General features: G+C 64.5%; 15 protein-coding genes. 12 read left to right on the top strand and 3 right to left on the bottom strand.

All coding sequences use genetic code 11. From position 1 onward, the window contains the following. Positions 1-125: 125 nt before the first annotated feature. Positions 126-1,382 (bottom strand): DUF1972 domain-containing protein, encoded by a 1,257-nt coding sequence (locus G5S35_RS32480; protein WP_183040519.1) that lies wholly within the window; start codon positions 1,380-1,382, stop codon positions 126-128. Between the two features lie 385 nt (positions 1,383-1,767). On the opposite strand from G5S35_RS32480, the gene rfbB reads away from it, so the two are divergent. The 8 genes from rfbB (at position 1,768) to G5S35_RS32440 (ending at position 9,946) form a co-directional block, all read left to right on the top strand. After that, the gene (rfbB, locus tag G5S35_RS32475; RefSeq protein WP_183040518.1) at positions 1,768-2,829 is read left to right on the top strand and encodes a dTDP-glucose 4,6-dehydratase; all 1,062 of its coding nucleotides are present in this window, start codon (positions 1,768-1,770) and stop codon (positions 2,827-2,829) included. A 3-nt stretch (positions 2,830-2,832) separates the two neighbouring features. Further along, a complete protein-coding gene (gene rfbA / locus G5S35_RS32470; RefSeq protein ID WP_065057879.1) occupies positions 2,833-3,720 on the top strand; it encodes a glucose-1-phosphate thymidylyltransferase RfbA in 888 nt (295 codons plus the stop codon). Next, positions 3,717-4,265, top strand: a complete 549-nt coding sequence (gene rfbC / locus G5S35_RS32465) for a dTDP-4-dehydrorhamnose 3,5-epimerase (RefSeq protein ID WP_110326456.1) — start codon at positions 3,717-3,719, stop codon at positions 4,263-4,265. The genes rfbA and rfbC overlap by 4 nt, the downstream gene beginning before the upstream one ends. A 206-nt stretch (positions 4,266-4,471) precedes the next feature. Then, complete coding sequence (locus G5S35_RS32460) at positions 4,472-5,644, top strand: polysaccharide biosynthesis/export family protein (RefSeq protein WP_183040517.1); 1,173 nt, start codon at positions 4,472-4,474, stop codon at positions 5,642-5,644. Continuing rightward, positions 5,641-6,105, top strand: coding sequence for an arsenate reductase/protein-tyrosine-phosphatase family protein (locus tag G5S35_RS32455; RefSeq protein ID WP_065057881.1), 465 nt, complete (start codon positions 5,641-5,643; stop codon positions 6,103-6,105). The genes G5S35_RS32460 and G5S35_RS32455 overlap by 4 nt, the downstream gene beginning before the upstream one ends. A 14-nt stretch (positions 6,106-6,119) precedes the next feature. Then, on the top strand, positions 6,120-8,378 hold the full coding sequence (locus tag G5S35_RS32450) for a polysaccharide biosynthesis tyrosine autokinase (protein WP_065057882.1): 2,259 nt from the start codon (positions 6,120-6,122) through the stop codon (positions 8,376-8,378). 33 nt (positions 8,379-8,411) lie between these two features. Beyond that, positions 8,412-9,377: a helix-turn-helix domain-containing protein gene (locus tag G5S35_RS32445; RefSeq protein WP_183040516.1), complete on the top strand. Its 966-nt coding sequence runs from the start codon at positions 8,412-8,414 to the stop codon at positions 9,375-9,377. A gap of 101 nt (positions 9,378-9,478) precedes the next feature. Continuing rightward, the gene (locus G5S35_RS32440) at positions 9,479-9,946 is read left to right on the top strand and encodes a hypothetical protein (RefSeq protein ID WP_183040515.1); all 468 of its coding nucleotides are present in this window, start codon (positions 9,479-9,481) and stop codon (positions 9,944-9,946) included. A 125-nt stretch (positions 9,947-10,071) separates the two neighbouring features. On the opposite strand, the gene G5S35_RS32435 is transcribed toward G5S35_RS32440, so the two are convergent. Further along, the gene (locus tag G5S35_RS32435; RefSeq protein ID WP_074986515.1) at positions 10,072-11,442 is read right to left on the bottom strand and encodes a UDP-glucose dehydrogenase family protein; all 1,371 of its coding nucleotides are present in this window, start codon (positions 11,440-11,442) and stop codon (positions 10,072-10,074) included. Between the two features lie 354 nt (positions 11,443-11,796). On the opposite strand from G5S35_RS32435, the gene galU reads away from it, so the two are divergent. The 4 genes from galU (at position 11,797) to G5S35_RS32415 (ending at position 16,628) form a co-directional block, all read left to right on the top strand. Next, positions 11,797-12,681 carry a UTP--glucose-1-phosphate uridylyltransferase GalU gene (gene galU / locus G5S35_RS32430; protein WP_074986513.1) on the top strand — a complete coding sequence of 295 codons (885 nt, stop codon included), beginning with the start codon at positions 11,797-11,799 and terminating at the stop codon, positions 12,679-12,681. Positions 12,682-12,689: 8 nt separating this feature from the next. After that, the gene (locus G5S35_RS32425; RefSeq protein WP_183040514.1) at positions 12,690-13,838 is read left to right on the top strand and encodes a hypothetical protein; all 1,149 of its coding nucleotides are present in this window, start codon (positions 12,690-12,692) and stop codon (positions 13,836-13,838) included. A gap of 661 nt (positions 13,839-14,499) precedes the next feature. Then, positions 14,500-15,573: a porin gene (locus tag G5S35_RS32420; protein WP_065057888.1), complete on the top strand. Its 1,074-nt coding sequence runs from the start codon at positions 14,500-14,502 to the stop codon at positions 15,571-15,573. A gap of 77 nt (positions 15,574-15,650) precedes the next feature. Further along, a complete protein-coding gene (locus tag G5S35_RS32415; RefSeq protein ID WP_065057889.1) occupies positions 15,651-16,628 on the top strand; it encodes an AraC family transcriptional regulator in 978 nt (325 codons plus the stop codon). Positions 16,629-16,691: 63 nt separating this feature from the next. Here the strand turns inward: G5S35_RS32415 and G5S35_RS32410 are convergent, their stop codons facing one another. Continuing rightward, a complete protein-coding gene (locus tag G5S35_RS32410) occupies positions 16,692-17,861 on the bottom strand; it encodes a linear amide C-N hydrolase (RefSeq protein WP_183040513.1) in 1,170 nt (389 codons plus the stop codon). Between the last annotated feature and the right edge of the window lie 91 nt (positions 17,862-17,952).

The following is a 17,952-nucleotide window of genomic DNA, read 5'->3' as shown; positions in this document are numbered from 1 at the left end:
GGGCTTGAAGATGACATGGGGAACGTCGCTCAGTCTGGCGTTCTCGCGTGCGAGGAGTGAAGCCCTGCACGCACGGGTGGGCAAGCAGGGCGCGCCCGGGCGGGCGCAGCCACGTGTGGCGACCTTCAGTCGATCTGGCTGCCCGCGCGTTCGCCGCTCATCGCCGTCGCGATGTCGGCTTGCTTACGCTCGGTGCGCACGCCGAGATCGAGTGCGGCAGCGGGGCGCGTGGCGGCGCGCGGTGCGTGCGCAGCGGGCGCGTATCCGGTCTCGGTGTGCCCATGCCGATCCAGCAACGCCTCATACTGCGCAAGCACGTTATCCCAGCGGAATGTGCTTCTAAACCGCTGCGCGCTCGCAATACCCATGGCTGTCGCCGTCGCCGGATCGCCGATCAGCGCGGAGATGTGCATATCGCAATCGGCCTCGGTCGCGAAGAAGCGCGCCTCCGGTCCCGCGACCCAGCGGTTGAACACATTGTCGTGCGCGATCACCGCGCTGCCCGCGCCCATCGCTTCGACGAGCGACGGGTTCGTTCCGCCAACGCGATGTCCGTGCACATAAAAATTCGCGTGATAACGCAGCGAGCGCACGACCTGCTGATCGTAAATCGCGCCCGGGAAAAACACTTCCTCGCTGGCTGCATCGAGCACCGCGCGATGATAAGGATGATCGCGATGATACGTGCCGAGCACAACTAGCCGCGCGCCGCGTGGCCGCCGCGAAAACGCCGTCACGATTTCGAGCACCGAATTCTCCGGCTCGGGCCGCGCGATTACGAGACCGTAACGCACTTCGTCGAGACCGAGCGCGCGAATCGGCATCGTGCTCACGACATCCACGGCGTCGGCGCCATACGGAATCGTCGTGATCTTTTTGCGCTTTACGCGCGTGGCCAGATGCGCCGCAATCGCAGGATGATCGGCGATCAGATGATTGCCGGTCCAGCATCCCACGCGCTCGTTGAGCCACAGCCAGACGCGCTCGTGAAATTTCCACTTCTCGCGACGCCATTCGAGGCCATCCATGTTGATGATGTTCGTGATGCCGTGCCAGCGCAGATACGTGCAGAACAGCGCCGTGTTGTAGCCGAGCGTGAGCACGAGCGCGGGGTCGCGCGTGGTGACGTCGCGAATCGATTTCCAGTCGAATTCCATCGTGCCCAGCGCGCCCGCGCGCGTGACCGGCACGATTATGCGGCGCACGCCTTGCCAGCTGTCCTCGCTGATTTCGCTGCCGGGCGTGTCGCTCTGGCAGTAGACCGTTACTTCCCAGCCGCGTTGCGTGAGGTAGAGCGCGAGGCGTTCGGCGAACGTCTCGAAGCCGCCGTGGCGCGCGGGAATGCCGCGCGTGCCGAGGATGAAGAGCTGTCTGACTGCCATGTGATCGAATCCCGTCGTTGGTCCATGTTGTGATGCTGCGGCGGACAAGCGCCGCCATGCCGATAGCGTATGCCATCGGGTATGGCGGATTCGGCCACCGTATTCATCGATTCGGACAAAGTCGATGCGGCACGCGTGCATGCGGAAATTGCACGTTCGATCCGCGATGGGCGGCGACAAACGTGTGCATTCTTTCAATGGCGTACAACGCCGGACGTTGTCGGAACGCGCCAACGATATGACCGAATCGGCGCGATCAGTGCACCTAACATAGCGATCCGCTGGCTTCGCTTTTCGTGCACTGCGTCATGGCCGACCGGCTTGCGCGAGCGTGGCGCTTCGGGCCATCTTCGCGGCCTCTTTCCTAACTCAACGAGTGCTCAACATGATCCTTGTGACCGGCGGCGCCGGCTTCATCGGAGCCAATTTCGTCATCGACTGGCTGGCGCGCAACGACGAGCCCGTCGTCAATCTCGACAAGCTCACTTACGCGGGCAATTACGCCACGCTGCGTCCGCTCGATGGCGATCCGCGCCACCATTTCGTGCAGGCCGATATCGGCGACCGCGCCACGCTCGACGCCGTGCTGCACCAGCATCGTCCGCGCGCGGTGCTGCATTTCGCGGCCGAAAGTCATGTGGATCGCTCGATCGATCGCCCCGACGATTTCGTGGCGACCAATGTGGTCGGCACGGCCACGCTGCTCGAAGCGGTGCGCGCGTACTGGATCGCGCTGCCCGTCGCACAGCGCGACGCATTCCGTTTCCTGCACGTCTCGACCGACGAGGTCTACGGCACGCTCGCACCGCACGATCCCGCCTTCACCGAGACCACGCCGCACGCGCCGAACAGTCCTTATGCGGCTTCGAAAGCGGGCTCGGATCATCTGGTGCGCGCGTGGCATCACACCTTCGGTCTGCCCACGCTCACCACGAATTGCTCGAACAATTACGGTCCGCACCAGTTTCCCGAGAAGCTGATTCCGCTGATGATCCAGCGCGCGTTGCACGGCGAGGCGCTGCCGGTGTACGGCGACGGCCTCAACGTGCGCGACTGGCTCTACGTGGGCGACCACTGCGATGCGATTCGCACGGTGCTCGAACGCGGCACGCCGGGCGAGACCTACAACGTGGGCGGGCGCAACGAGCACACGAACGTCGACGTGGTGAATCGCATCTGCGCGTTGCTCGACACGCTGCGTCCGCGCGCGAGCGGCAGCTATCGCGAGCAGATTGCCTACGTGACCGACCGTAAAGGCCACGACCGCCGCTATGCGGTCGACGCAACGAAGCTCGAACGCGAACTCGGCTGGCAGCCGAAGGAAACCTTCGACACCGGTCTCGCGCGCACGGTGAAGTGGTACGTGGACAACGAAGCGTGGGTCGACGCGATTCTCTCCGGCGCCTATCGGCAGGCGTATTTCAGCAACGAACTGGAACGGGCATAGGCGATGAAAACGAAGCGTAAAGGTATCGTCCTCGCCGGTGGTTCCGGCACGCGGCTTTATCCGATCACGCGTGTCGTCTCCAAGCAGATGCTGCCCGTGTACGACAAGCCGATGATCTACTACTCGCTCTCGACGCTGATGATGGCGGGCATCGACGACATTCTGCTGATCTCCACGCCCGACGACACGCCGCGTTTTCGCGCGATGCTCGGCGACGGCAGCCAGTGGGGCGTGAGCATCCGCTATGCAGTGCAGCCTTCGCCGGACGGTCTCGCGCAGGCCTTCGTGATCGGGCGCGAGTTTATCGATGATCATCCCTCGGCGCTGATTCTCGGCGACAACATTTTTTACGGCGCGGATCTTACCGCGCATCTGCGCGCGGCGGATGCACGCGAGAGCGGCGCAACGGTTTTCGGCTATCACGTTCACGATCCGCAGCGCTATGGCGTGGTCGAATTCGACGCATCGGGCAAGGTCGTATCGATCGAGGAAAAGCCGGAAGTGCCGCGCTCGAATTACGCGGTGACGGGTTTGTATTTCTACGATCGCGACGTTTGCGAAATCGCTGCGGGCATTGCGCCTTCGGCACGCGGCGAACTCGAAATCACGGACGTCAATCGTCATTATCTGGAGCGCGGCGATCTGCAACTCGAAACGTTGAGCCGTGGTTTTGCATGGTTCGATACCGGCACGCATCAGTCGCTGATCGATGCGGGCATGTTCATCGCCACCGTGCAGCAGCGTCAGGCGCTGCTCGTGTCGAGCCCCGAGGAAATCGCTTACCGGCAGGGCTGGATCGACGCGGAACAACTCGAACGGCTCGCCGAGCCGCTGCGCAAGACTGCGTACGGCGTGTATCTGAAGTCGCTCGTGGGAGCGGTCACGTCATGACGATCAACGTGAGATCCGCGGCGATCGCCGACGTGAAGATCATCGAGCCCGCCGCGTTCGGCGACGCGCGCGGCCTGTTCTTCGAGAGCTTCAATCAGCGCGAATTCGAGGAGCAGGTGGCCGGCGGTCTGCGCTTCGTGCAGGACAACCATTCGGTGTCGTCGCGCAACGTGCTGCGCGGTTTGCATTATCAGGTGGTGCGTCCGCAGGGCAAGCTCGTGCGCGTGGTGGTGGGCGAGGTGTTCGACGTGGCGGTCGATCTGCGCCGCGCGTCGCCCACGTTCGGGCGCTGGACCGGGGTGCATCTGTCCGCCGCGAATCGTCTGCAATTCTGGGTGCCGCCGGGTTTCGCGCATGGGTTCGTCGTGCTCTCCGAGCGCGCCGAGTTTCTCTACAAGACCACCGATTACTGGTATCCCGAGCACGAACGCACGTTGCTCTGGAACGATCCCGAACTCGACATCGCGTGGGGTTTCGAGGGCGAACCGGTGATCGCGCCGAAAGACGCAGCCGCCGCGCGCCTCGCGCACGCAGACGTGTACTGAAGAAGGAAGGCGGCGGCCGGCGGAACGCCGTGTCCACCGGTTCGCCGCTCATGATCGTGGCTGGACCAATGCAGGACTAAATGGGGGCGCTCGCGGCTGCATCGGAGCGCGAAGAGATGGATGCTCAAACGAGTAAGCAAAGCATGATTCCTGGTATTCCGAATCAAATATCGGCGCGTCCGAATGAAACATTCAAAGCGGGCCTGTTGCGAAAGGGCGTCGCCTGGGCGGCCACGCTGGCGCTCGGCGGCTGCGTGCTCGCGCCCGGTCCGTATATGGGCGTGGCGCCGCGCGAAGACACGACGACGCAGGCGGACGGTCAGTCCGCGCCCGCGGAGATCGTGCAGAACGGCATCACGTTCCGGCTGCACGCGTTGAATGGGGAAATGATCGCGCAACTGGCGGCGGCGGCTGCACCGTTTGCGCCATCCGCACTGCCGCGCGTGGTGCCCTCGGCGTATCGCGTGCGCAGCGGCGACGTGTTGCGCGTGATCGTCTGGGATCATCCCGAGCTGAATAACCCGGGTTTTTCGGCGCTCACGACGTCGATCGTCTCCGTGGGCGCAACGCAGAGCACGGGCATGCCCGCCGCGACGTCAGGCGGCAATCTCGATCCGAATGGCCGCGTCGTGCAAACCGACGGCACGATTTATTACCCGTATATCGGTCGTGTGAAGGTGGCGGGTTTGACGGTCGATCAAATTCGCCAGGACATTTTCAAGCGTCTCGACAAGGCGGTGTCGAATCCGCAGGTGGATGTGTCGATCGCGTCGTATCGCAGCCAGAAGATCTATGTGTCGGGCGCGGTGCATACGCCGGGCACGATCTCGCTTACGGACGTTCCCGAAAGCGTCTCGGATGCGATCTCGGGCGCGGGCGGTTACAGCCAGGGCGCCGATCTGTCGGCGGCCACGCTCAATCGCGGCGGCAAGGTGTATCCGCTCGATCTCTACGCGTTCTTCTACGACGGCGACGTTTCACAGAACGTCATGCTTGAAGACGGCGACGTCATCAATCTGCCGGAACGCCGCCTGAAGAAAGTCTTCGTGCTCGGCGAAGTGAACAAGCCTGTTTCGCAGATCATGCCGGTGGGGCCGTTTTCGCTGTCCGAGGCGCTTTCCGATGCGGGCGGTCTGAACGGCATCTCGGCGAATGCCTCGCAGGTCTATGTGTTCCGCCAGGGGCCGGGACGGACCGTCGACGTCTTTCAACTCGACACGGCGTCGCCCGGCATGCTCGTGCTCGGCGACCGCTTCGAACTCCAGCCGCGCGACGTGGTGTTCGTCGACGCCGCGCACGTGACGCGTTTTTATCGCGTGGTCTCGCAGATCCTGCCGTTCGCCAGCTCGCTCTATCTGGGCACCGAGGCGTTCAAATGACGAAGCCGCCGCTCAAGCTGCTGCTGATCTGTCACGCGAATGTCTGCCGCAGCCCGATGGCCGAGAGTGTGTTTCGTCACGTGCTGGCCGACGTGTATGACGCGCAGATTCATTCGGCGGGCGTGGAGGCGATGAGCGGCGCGCCCGCGCATCCGCTCGCGCGCGCGGCGCTCTCGTCGCGCGGCTACGGTTTGCCAGACGAAGCCAACGCGCTGCGATTGTCCCAGCCGATGCTCGAATGGGCCGATCTGGCCTTCGCGATGGAGCGTTCGCAGCGGCTGGAGATCATCCGCCGGTACCCGGTGGCGGCGCGCAAGCTCTGGACGCTCGGGCACTGGCTCGACCGCGAAATCGACGATCCGGTTGGCGGCGATGCGGCGCGCTTCGACGCGACGCTCGACCTCATCGAACTCAGCGCGTGGAGCTGGCTGCCCGCGCTGAATCAGCAACTTTCCCTTTGACGCGGGAACCCCACATGAAGTCCGAATCGACACTGCCCACCATGCTGGCCAATGCCGCGGCGCAAGACCGGTCCGACGATGACGTCAGCCTGTTGATGCTCTGGCAAAACGTGCTCAGCCACCGCCGTTTGTTTTACGGCATTACCGCAGGCGTTGTTGCGCTTGCCGTGCTGTATCTGCTGGTGGCCGCGCCGGTCTATAAGGCCGACGCGCTGATTCAGGTCGACGAGCAGCAGGGCTCCGCGCTCGGCGCGCTCTCCGACGTGGCCAGCGCGCTGAGCCTGAACAAACCGATCGACGGCGAACTGGATATTCTCACCTCGCGCGCCGTGCTCGAACCGGCGATCGATGCGACGCAGGCGCGGACGACCGTGAAGGTCGCGAATCGCGTGCCGCTGCTCGGTCGTCTGTATGGCCGCTATTACACGCCGCCCGACGGCATCGCCGACGCGCCGCTCGGTCTCACCGGCTTCGCGTGGGGCGGCGAACGTCTCGTGCTGAGTGCGTTCGATGCGCCGCGCGTGCTGTACGGCAAGAAATTTCGCGTGCGTGCGCAGGGCGGAGGGCGCTGGACGCTCGAAGATCGCGACGGCAACCTGCTCGCGCGCGGCGCGCTGAATCAGCGCGTGGCCTTCGAGGCGCCCACTGATTTCGGTCCAGCGCCCGGTTTCATCGAGATCCGCGAATTGCACGGCCGGCCCGGCGCGTCGTTCACGCTCGTCGAGTCGTCGCTCGACGACACCATCGACGTGATGCGCAAGCGCATGACGGTGCAGGAGACGACCAAGGGTTCGTCGATGATCGCGCTTTCGGTGAAGAACAGCGAACCGGGTCTTGCCGCGGCGTTTGCGAACGCGGTCGCGCGCGCTTACGTGGCGCTCAACATCAAGCATCGCGCGGAGCAGTCGCGTCTGAGCCTCGAGTTTCTCAACCGCAAGCTGCCCGCGTTTCGCGAGGAACTGGCGCAGTCGGAGGACCGGCTCAACGCTTATCGCATCCGCACCAAGACGATCGACATCGAGGAACAGACCGAGGCGCTGCTCACGCGCGCAGTCGACCTGACCAAGCAGAAGACGCTGATCGACCTGAATCTGCAGGCCACGCGCGAACAGTTCCGCCCCGGTCATCCGGCCGTGAAAACGCTCGAAGCGCAGGACTCGGTCCTTGACGGCGCGCTGCGCGATGTCGAAAAACAGGTGCAGGCGCTGCCTTCGACGCAGCAGGATTATCTGCGTCTCGCGCGCGACGTGGCGGTGGACACGCAGCTTTATACGGCGCTTGTGGCGAACGCGCAGCAGCTTGAAGTGGCCGAGGCGGGCACCACCGGCAATGTTTCGGTGATCGACTTCGCGGCGCGGCCGGATTCGGCGGCGTGGCCGAAGACGCCCATCGTGCTCGCGGGCGGCGTGTTTGGCGGCGTATTTCTGGCCTTCCTCGTGGTTCAGGCGCTGGCCGCGTTGCGCGACACGCTGCGCGATCCGCTTGATGTCGAGCGCGTGGGCCAGGCGCCGATCTTCGCCGTGGTGCCTGCCAGCACGGCCGAATCGCAGGCGGCCAGAGGCCAACGACGCGGCAACAAACGCCAGTCCGCTCAGCCCGTCGCGCTGCTCGCGAGCAGCAGCCCGGGCGACCCCAGCGTCGAGGCGTTGCGTTCGCTGCGCACGACACTGCGCTTCTCGCTGCTCGGCAAGGAAGGTGGTTCGATCCTCTTCACGGGGCCGACCGAAGGCGTCGGCAAGACCTTCGTGGCGCTCAATTTCGCTTATGTGCTCGCGCTCAAGGGCCTGCGCGTGCTGATCGTCGATGCCGACTTGCGGCGTGCCGGGGCGCGGCGTTACTTCAGCGCCAATACGTCGTACAAGGGGCTCGCGAACGTGCTCGCCGGCGACGCACAACTCGAAGATGCGCTCGTGCAGACCGGTTTCGACGGCCTCGATCTGCTGCCCGCTGGCAGCGCGTTGCCGCCGAATCCGGGCGAACTGCTCGAGCGTCCGGCATTCGCGGCCATGCTCAAGGAAGCGGCCACGCGCTACGATTACGTGATCGTCGACTCGCCGCCGGTGCTGCCGGTCAGCGACGCGGTAACGCTCGCCCAGGTCTGCGACGCGACCTTCGTCGTCTCGCGCGCGGATACGACCAGCCGCCATCAGCTCGCCGAGACCATGAAGCGCCTCAATCAGTCGGGCATCCGCGTGACGGGGCAGGTGTTCAACGGCTTCCGCGCCACGCGCTATGGCTACGGTTACGGCTATCGTTATCAGGCGCAAGGCTGACGCCGCGCGCGCCACACGGACGCGGACGCGCGCATGCGCCAGGACGACACCGTGAAAACCATCGGTATTGCCTTGTTCGACGGTTTCGCGCTGCCGCGCGTCGCGCGCATCGTGGAGGCGCTCCAGCGTGCGAACGAGCTCGCCGGAGCGCAGGTGTCCGAGCCCACGCGCTTTAACGTTGCGCTGCTGTCGACGCTGGGCGGGCGCATCGCGGCGTCGTCGTCGGTCTATGTGTGGACCGAGAGCATGCTGACCACGCGTGCGCAGGCGCGCTTTCACGCGCTGTTCGTGGCCGATGGTCCCGGCGTGGACGATGCCCTGCGCGACGAGACGCTGATCGGCTGGTTGCGCCGGGCCGCGGCGCTCGCGGAACACGTGATCGCGCCAGGCGACGGACAACGGCTGCTCGATGCGGCCGGTCATCGGTGGGCCGCGGCGCACGGTTTGTCGGCGAGCGGGACGTTGCCGAGCTTTCAGGACATCGCCGCGCCGCTGCCGGACGCCTTGCATGAGATCGTCGAGCAGGCGTTGGGCGCGGAGGCCGCACACTCGTTCGACGCCGTGGCTGCCAATGCGGCGCGCGGTGCAGTCGGCGCATTCTCTACGATCGGCACGATCAGCACGAGCGCGAAGATGCGCGCGTCGGCGCGCTGGTTCAAGGAGAACTGCCATCGACCGGTGAGCATCGACGAGGCCGCGCAATTCGTGACGATGAGCGAGCGTAATTTCCTGCGCCGTTTCAAGGCCGAATTCGGCCTGACCCCTTCCGATTACCTGCTTTACGTGCGCCTGCATATGGCGTGCCGATTGCTTGCCGATACCGTGCTGCCCATCGACACGATCGCACGGCGTTGTGGCGTCGGCAGCGGCGGCGCGCTGGCCAAGCTGTTCCGCAGGCACTTCGGCGAGACGCCGAGCACTTTTCGCACGTTGCACACTCATCATCGACCGGCCGATGCGTCCGAGCGCGGACAGCCGGATTTTTCGGGTACGACATGACTTCCATTGATTCCGGCCGGAGCCTTCTTCTTGTATCGACGATCGCGATCGCGATCACGACTGCACTGACGCTGTCCGGCGCACCGAGCGCGCACGCGCAAATGATCGGCGATACTTTTGCTTCGCCGCTCACGAAGTCGCGTCTGCAAACGACCACGCAGCGCGCCCAGCGGCGCGCACATCATTCGAGCGATCCGTATATGGCGATGATCGAGCAGAGTTCGCCGGACAACTATTTGCGCGACATTGCCGCGAGCCAGGATCCGCTTTCGGTGGCTTCGCAGGCGCGTCTCGCGAGTTCGGTGCGCACGGGCGCGATTGCGGGCGCGCTGGGCGTATCGGGCGTGGCGGGCGCTTCGGCCATGAGCGGATTGCCTGGCGCTTCGGGAATCGGCGCGGCGACGTTGCCGTCGATGGCGGGCGCGGCGCTTTCAGGTGGCGCGTTTTCGGGCGGTGTGGGCATGCCGGGCACGTCGCTGGGCATGGCGCGCGGCGCGGGCGCTTATGGCTGCCTGCCGTCGCTCGCGACCATCGGCACGTCGAGCGGTAGCGGCGGCGCTTGCCGCTGATCGCGCTTGCAACGTCGCTTGAGGCGTCACATTAGGCGTCGCTTCAGGCATCCTCACCCGGCAATCCAGCGGACAAAAAAAGAGGCGGGACGACCAGCCGGTCGTCCCGCCTTAAAGCCGCCCGTTCAAGCAGCGGTGCTGGCCGTATCGCGTCCGATCGTGTAGTAGGTCCAGCCGTGTGCACGCATCACCGTCGGCTCGTAGAGATTGCGGCCGTCGAAGACCACCGGCTGACTCAGCGCCGCGTTCATCTGCTCGAAATCGGGGCTGCGGAATTCCTTCCACTCGGTCAGGATCACGAGCGCCTCGGCGTGTTGAAGCGCGGCGTCGCGTTCGCGGCAGAAGCGCACGTGTTCGAACTCATCGGGCGTGAGATCCTCGGCGAGCGTGCGGCGCGCTTCGTCGAGTGCGACCGGATCGTAGACGTTCACCGAGGCGCCCGCGCGAATCAGATCGGCGATCAGCACGCGGCTCGTCGCGGCGCGCATGTCGTCGGTATTCGGCTTGAAGGCGAGGCCCCAGATCGCGAAACGGCGCTGCGCGAGCTGGCCGTCGAAGTGACGATGAATCTTGTCGAACAGCACGCTTTTCTGGCGCTCGTTCACGCGTTCGACGGCGGCGAGCACATCGAGCTGCATGTCGTATTCGTTGGCGGTCCGCATCAGCGCGTGCACGTCTTTCGGAAAGCACGAACCGCCGTAGCCGCAACCGGCGTACAAAAAGCTGTAGCCGATGCGCGGGTCCGAGCCGATGCCGCGACGCACCTGTTCGATATCGGCGCCGACGCGATCGGCGAGATTCGCGAGTTCGTTGACGAACGAAATGCGCGTGGCCAGCATGGCGTTGGCGGCGTACTTGGTGAATTCTGCCGAGCGCACGTCCATGTGCAGCGTGCGCTGATGGTTGCGGTTGAACGGCGCGTAAAGCTGCTCGACGAGACTCTTCGCGCGCAGACCCGCCACGTCGGGCTCATAGCCGATCACGATGCGGTCGGGACGCATGAAGTCCTCCACGGCCGCGCCTTCCTTGAGGAACTCCGGGTTCGAAATCACCGCGAATTCGGCTTGTGCGCTGCGCAGCGCGAGTTCTTCGGCCACGACGGCGCGCACCTTGTCGGCGGTGCCGACGGGCACGGTCGATTTGTCGATGATGACCTTGAACGCCGTCATATGGCGGCCGATGTTGCGCGCGGCTTCGAGCACGTATTGCAGATCGGCGGAACCGTCTTCGTCCGGCGGCGTGCCCACGGCGATGAACTGGATGTCGCCGTGCGCCACGGAAGCGGCGATATCGGTCGAGAAACGCAGACGTCCCGCTTCGCGATTGCGCGCGATGATCTCCGCGAGACCCGGTTCGTAGATGGGAACGGCGCCGCCGTTCAGCAGGTCGATCTTGCCGGCGTCGACGTCGAGGCAGAGCACCTGATTGCCGAGTTCGGCAAGGCAGGCGCCGGTCACGAGCCCGACGTACCCGGTTCCAACGATAGTGACTTTCATGGCTCTGGATGGATGATTCAAGCGATGTGGTTCGGGAATCGATGGCGATGTGTTGACGCAATCGCCACGGGCCTGCTGCATCTTTGGCGCGCGAGCGTGTCGCCGGAGCAAGCTGGCGTGATCGGCCAGGATGTTTTCCGTTTTCGACATCGCATAGGGACCACGTATTGAATCGCGAAGAACGTGTCTTGAATGCGCAAAAAGCGCGACGTTTGTGGAGTGAGTAGCCAAAACCGGGGCGTTTTCCGCCGCGTGCCGTTGCAGGGAAGTTCGCTCGCCTAGTCTGTTCGCACAGCCGCCAGAAACGCGAGTGACGTGCTCGCGCCGAACCACCTTACGAACGCGAACTTACCCATGCTGAAGGTCACCAAGGCAGTGTTTCCAGTTGCAGGTCTCGGAACCCGCTTTCTTCCCGCGACGAAGGCCAGCCCCAAGGAGATGCTGCCGGTCGTCGACAAGCCGCTGATCCAGTACGCCGTGGAAGAAGCGATGGCCGCGGGCATCACGGAGATGATCTTCGTGACGGGGCGCAGCAAGCGCGCGATCGAGGATCACTTCGACAAGTCGTATGAAGTCGAGGCGGAACTCGAAGCGCGCGGCAAGGCGAAACTGCTCGAACTCGTTCGCAGCATCAAACCGAGTCACGTGGACTGCTTTTACGTGCGCCAGCCCGAAGCGCTGGGTCTGGGTCATGCAGTGCTGTGCGCGGAAAAACTCGTGGGCGACAATCCGTTCGCCGTCATGCTCGCCGACGATCTGCTTTACGGGCAGCCGCCCGTGATGAGGCAGATGATCGACGTGTTCGATCACTATCACAGCTCGGTGATCGGCGTGGAGGAGATTCCGCCGGAGGATACGAAGTCGTACGGCATTGTCGATGGCCGCGAATGGGGCGAGTCGATCATCAAGATTTCGGGCATCGTCGAAAAGCCCGCGCCGGAAGTGGCGCCGACGAATCTCGGCGTGGTGGGCCGCTATGTGCTCAAGCCGCGCGTGTTCTCGCATCTGCGTGCGCTCAAGCCCGGCGCGGGCGGCGAGTTGCAGCTCACCGACGCGATCGAGGCGCTGCTCGCGGACGAACAGGTGCTGGCCTACAAGTATCGCGGCACGCGTTTCGATTGCGGCAGCAAGATCGGCTATCTCAAGGCGACCGTGGAATTCGCGCTGCGGCATCCGGAAGTGGCCGGCGAATTCGGCGAGTATCTCGCGACGCTGCCCGGCATCGCGCAGGCGGCTTGAGTTCCCGCATGGCCGACACCGCGCCTGTCATTTTTGTCGAACCCGTTGCGCGAGGCTTTCGCCTCAATGTGCTCGCCAGTGCGATTTCCGCGGTGCGCGAGCGATCGCGTCGGCCTGTTTTCATCGTGACGCGCGAGGACTTCGCGTGCAGCGAACTCGCGCGCCGCATTGCGCCGACGTGGACCGATGTGCGCTTCGTGGCGTCGCGTCTGAATTTCGACGGCGCGAATACCCGTGTGCTCGGCGACGACACGGCGCAAGCCTTGCTCGACGCCGCCGAAGATGTGTTGCCCGATGCGCGCTCGAATCAGCCGGCCGATCTCGTGCTGCTGGGCGCCGACGATTATCTCGATGCGCTCGCCATTCGCCTCGACGAACGCGGCGAGCGTTTCGCGCGCACGCGTCGCTTCGTGTTTCTCTACAACAGCGACGACTTCGTGGCGGGCGAACTGAATGGCAGCGCGTCGCCGCATCTCGGCCAGAACGCGATCGAGGCGATCGAAGCGATGGACGCGACGCTGCTCTCGTTCAACGAGCGTCTGCGTGGGGAATGCATCGGCGAGCGCGCGGTGAGGGTATTGCCCGATCCGTGGCACGGACAGTTCGCGCCGCCGCAGCGCAAGCTCGCACGCGAAGCGTTCAAGGTCGGCGAAGACGGCCTGCTGGTGACGGCCGATGTCGATCTGCTGCTCGACGCGGGCGATCTGTCATGGACGCCGCTGATTGCGCGGCTGCTCGAGTTGCCGGGTGTGCGCTTCGCGTTGCAGGGCAACGTGTGGGCGCTGCGCAATTCGCCGCTGCGTGAGTTGATCGCGAGTCTCGGTGAACGGCTCGTCTATGCGGGCATGGTGCGCGACGTGGAGCAGAACAGCAAGCTCATTGCGGCCACCGATCTGCTGCTGAGCCGTCGGCCGGAGCGGCACGGTTCGAGACGGCCGGCTCGCACGAGCGTCGCGCGGCGGGTGCGTGCCGAGTCGCTCGGTGCAGCGTTCGACCGCGATGTGATGCGCTGGCTGGTCGACAGTGTGGACGATCTGTTGTCGATAGCCGGCGTGGGCATGGCGGTAATGCGTAGTGAACTCGATCGCATCGCACACGAGCGACTGACGCGCGCCTTTGGTCTGCAATTGCGTACGGCGCTACGCCGCGCGCACTGAAACTGCGCGATGACGCTTGTGACGAGCCTCATGTTGAGTTTCGTGATGAACGTTTGAGCTGAAGCGTGCGTTCAGCACGATTGGTCCCGGGAAGGTCCCCCGCCTTTCCGCTTTACCCGCCGTTTCCGCAAGGAACCGGCGGGATTTTTTTTGCGCATCGCTTTTTGTGCATTCACTTGATTGTCGATTGATTCGCCGCTAACTGTGCTATGGCGTCTACAATCCCGTTTCTATTCCATATATGAAACGGTCAATCGCGGATGAATCACTATTACGGTGCATTCGTCTGCGCTAAAAGTCTGGAATCCGCACCATAAAAGGGTTTAAGGGAAAACCTGTAAACCGACATCCCATTCCATCGCGCTCAATTAAAAGAGACGATCGGCAACTTTTTTGAGCCTTCACGCCATTGCCGGTGATTTTGTCCACCCCAAGAATTTCACACATCGCCGCAGGCTTTTGAAGCGCGATTCAAGGCGACTTCTGGGGAGGGAATACGTGCACGGGCGATACGCCGCGCAAAGCGCAACGGTTTCCGGCACCGGGCAACAACAATAGCAACACAAACTGATTCTCTCGCACGTAGCAAGCCGGGAACGCTCCACGGTCCGGCATTTCCACAATACATAAGTATCACTAATTAATCGGTTTGGAGATCGGCATGAAGAAAAGGGTTGCAGCAGCGTGCCTGGCGAGCGCGTCGGCGCTCGCATGGGGGCAAAGCAGCGTTTCGCTGTACGGTATCGTCGATACGGGCATCGAGTTCTATAACAACGCGGCGAAAGGCGGCTCGTTCGTCGGCATGCCGACGCTCACGGGCGAGGTGCCGTCGCGCTTCGGTCTGCGCGGCCAGGAAGATCTCGGCGGCGGCTACAAGGCGTTCTTCGTGCTCGAGAACGGTTTCGCGGCCAATAGCGGTGCGCTCAATTACGGCGGCCGCCTGTTCGGACGGCAGGCGAACCTCGGCATCAGCAGCGACTACGGCACGCTGACGCTCGGCCGCCAGATGAACATGTCGATGTACGTGCTGCTCAACGCCGACGTGATCGGCCCGTCGATCCATTCGATGGCGAGCTTCGACAGCTATCTGCCGAACGCGCGCAGCGACAACGCCGTGGGCTATCTCGGCAAATTCCACGGCGTGACGGTTGGCGGCACCTACAGCTTCGGGCGCGACGCGGCGGGCCCGGCCGGTCCCTCGGCGACCAACTGCGGAGGCCAGCTGGCCGGCGACGCCGTCGCCTGCCGCCAGTACACGATGATGCTCGCCTACGACAGCGCGTGGGGCGGCGCGGCGGCATCGTACGACGTGATGTACGGCGGACCCGGCGCGTCGGCGCCGCTCGTGAGCAGCGCGGATACCGACAAGCGCGTGATCGTCGACGGCTATGTAAAATTCGGCTCCGGCAAGATCGGCGGCGGCTGGATCCGTCGCAACACGGCGGCGGCGACGCACGCGCAATCCGACCTCTTTTTTCTGGGCGCAAACTACTACCTGACGCCGACCGTCGCGTTCGACGCCCAGGCGCTGCGTTACATTCTGCGCGAGCAGTCGAGCTCGACGTTGCTGGTCGCGCGCGCGAATTATTTCATCTCCAAGCGCACGACGCTTTATGCTTCGCTCGGGTACATGCTGAACAGCGCGCTCGCGGCGAATGCGGTGGCGGCCGCCGGCACGGTCACGACGGGCGCGAACCAGTTCGGCGCGATGATGGGCATTCAGCAGCGCTTCTGACGCGGTGCACGCCGAAGCAAACACGCGGCGCGGCGCAATGGCCGCGCCGCGCAAAAACAAGTTTTTCGGAGAGACAAATGGCGACTGACCTGTTGAGCGGCGCGCTGGCCGACCTGCGCGCCGACGCGGTGGTAACCGGCCATTTCTCGCTCACTGCGCCGTGGGCGTTCGACAAACCCGCGGTGGAGGGCGCCGTGTTTCGCACCGGCTTCGGCGAGCCCTACATCATCAGCGTGGAGGGCATGGCGCCGCTGCGCGTGGAGCCGGGTGACTTCGTGCTGCTGCCGCATGGGCACGCGCACGTGCTGGCCTCGGCGGCGGGCGTCGCGCCCGAGCGGTTCGACGACCTCGTCGCGCGTGCCGGTATCCGGCCGAGTTTCGACACGCCGCTGCGCCTGAACGCGGGCGGCGGCGGCGCGGTCTGCGATCTCTACACGGGCATCGTGTTCTATCGCGAGGCCGTGCGCAATCCGCTCTTTTCGGTGCTGCCGCCGCTGATCCACGTGCGCAAGCACGACGCGGCGGTCGGCTCCTGGCTCGCCGACACGCTGATGTCGTTCATCCGCGAATCGATGGCTTGCCAGCCGGGGTGGGCCGTCGCGGCCGCGCGTCTCGCGGATGTGCTGCTCGTGCAGTTGCTGCGCGCGCATCTGGCGTCGGCGATCAGCCATACCGGCTGGCTGCGCGGTCTGATGGACCCGCAGATCGGCCGCGCGATCGCGCAACTGCATCGGCATCCGGAGCGCGACTGGACGGTCGAATCGCTGGCGGCCACGGCGGGCATGTCGCGATCGCGCTTCAGCGCGCGCTTCGTCGAACTGGTCGAGGAAACGCCCATCGGCCATCTGACCGCGTATCGCATGTATGTGGCGAGCGGCGCGCTGCGAGACTCGCGGCGACGGCTCATCGAGATCGCGACCAGCGTGGGCTATGCGTCGGAAAAAGCCTTTATTCGTGCGTTCCGGCGCTGGTCGGGCATGGCGCCCAAACAGTACGCGCGCAGCCTGCGCGATGTGACTTACGTGCCGCATCCGGCGGCCGCGTCGCCGCATTGACGCGGCATGTCAAATCAATAGTATGGATGCCGAATTATTTGGCGTTGCCGTGATCGACTCGAATCAGGGCGGCGGCGCCGGCATGAACGTGAACGAAGGCGTAGCGACGAATTTGTCGGCGGTCTCGCCCGAGAACATCTGGCCGGAATCGATCGTCAGTTTCAGGACCGGCGCGCCGGGCTTGAGATCGAGTTTGCGCAGCGAGACCCAGAACGTGTCGGGGCGCGTGGCCGAATCGAAGTAATAGACGAGATCGGTCTGATCGGCCACCGTGCGCCAGATCGTCGAGGAAAGATTGGGCGTCTCGGGCGTGCGGATGCCGAGCGGCACGCTCACCGAACGCATCACGCTCATCACGCTCGCCACCTGCTGAAACGCGCCGTTCTGCTGCGGCACGCCCGCCATGTAATTCGGATCGGGGCTCTTGGGAATCGCGTCGAGCAGGAACGAGGCGCGCACGAAACGGTCGGCGGCGCGGTTCGTGCCGGGCAGGAAGCTCAGGCCGCCGACGCTCTTCCAGTAAGTGTCGAGCGCGAGCTGTTCGCTGTAGATCGGCGAGTTCGTCATGATCTTGTAGGGTTTGCCGTGATGAATCATGAGCTTGCCGTCGAGATATTCGAGGATCGCCGAGTCGCCGCTCGCGTCGGAGAGCGAGAGGTGGATCGAAACCGGTTTGCCGCCGGGCAGCGGCGGCGCGATGATCTGGAACGGCTCCTTGCCGAGCGCGTCGACGGCCTCGCTCACGGTGGCGTAGCGGTCGAGCACGTATTGCGCCCACAGGCTGATCGCCATCGGCGGGCGCCCTGAGTCCGGCTTGCCGTAATCAGTCTCCGCGAGATAGAGCGCGTTGGCCACGAGGCCGCGTTCGTTCATGCCGTCCACGCTGCCGATGTCGTAACCCGAGACGATCACGCTGCCGTATTTCGAGCGCCAGTGCGGCGATTTCGGGCCCGCTTCGCCGGTGCGTTCGATGCCTGCCGGGAACACCCAGAGATTCGAGCGCATGTCCTCGGACCAGTCCATCGTGCGGCCCGTGATGACGAGGCCGCTGTCGCCAACGTAGAGCGCGCGCGTGCAGGCTTCGGCGAGCGGCGAGAGCGCGAAGGCCGTGCAGGCGAGCGTGGCGGCGGCCGCGAGCGCGGCGACGGGGCTCAGGGCGCGGCGTGTGAGGCGGGATCGAACGGAAAGCGACGACGCAGACGAGGCGGGAGTGCTCGGCGTGAAACGGGACATGGTTGCGCGCTCCAGAAGCGTGACGTACCCGGGACGGAAACTGGGAGAACGCCTGGATCATGCCACGGGAACGCGATGCGACGCGTCGTGC

This window comes from Paraburkholderia tropica (assembly GCF_014171495.1).
Taxonomy (GTDB): Bacteria; Pseudomonadota; Gammaproteobacteria; order Burkholderiales; family Burkholderiaceae; genus Paraburkholderia; species Paraburkholderia tropica.
Note: the sequence above shows the minus strand (reverse complement) of the source record. Positions and strands in the feature narration are given on the sequence as shown.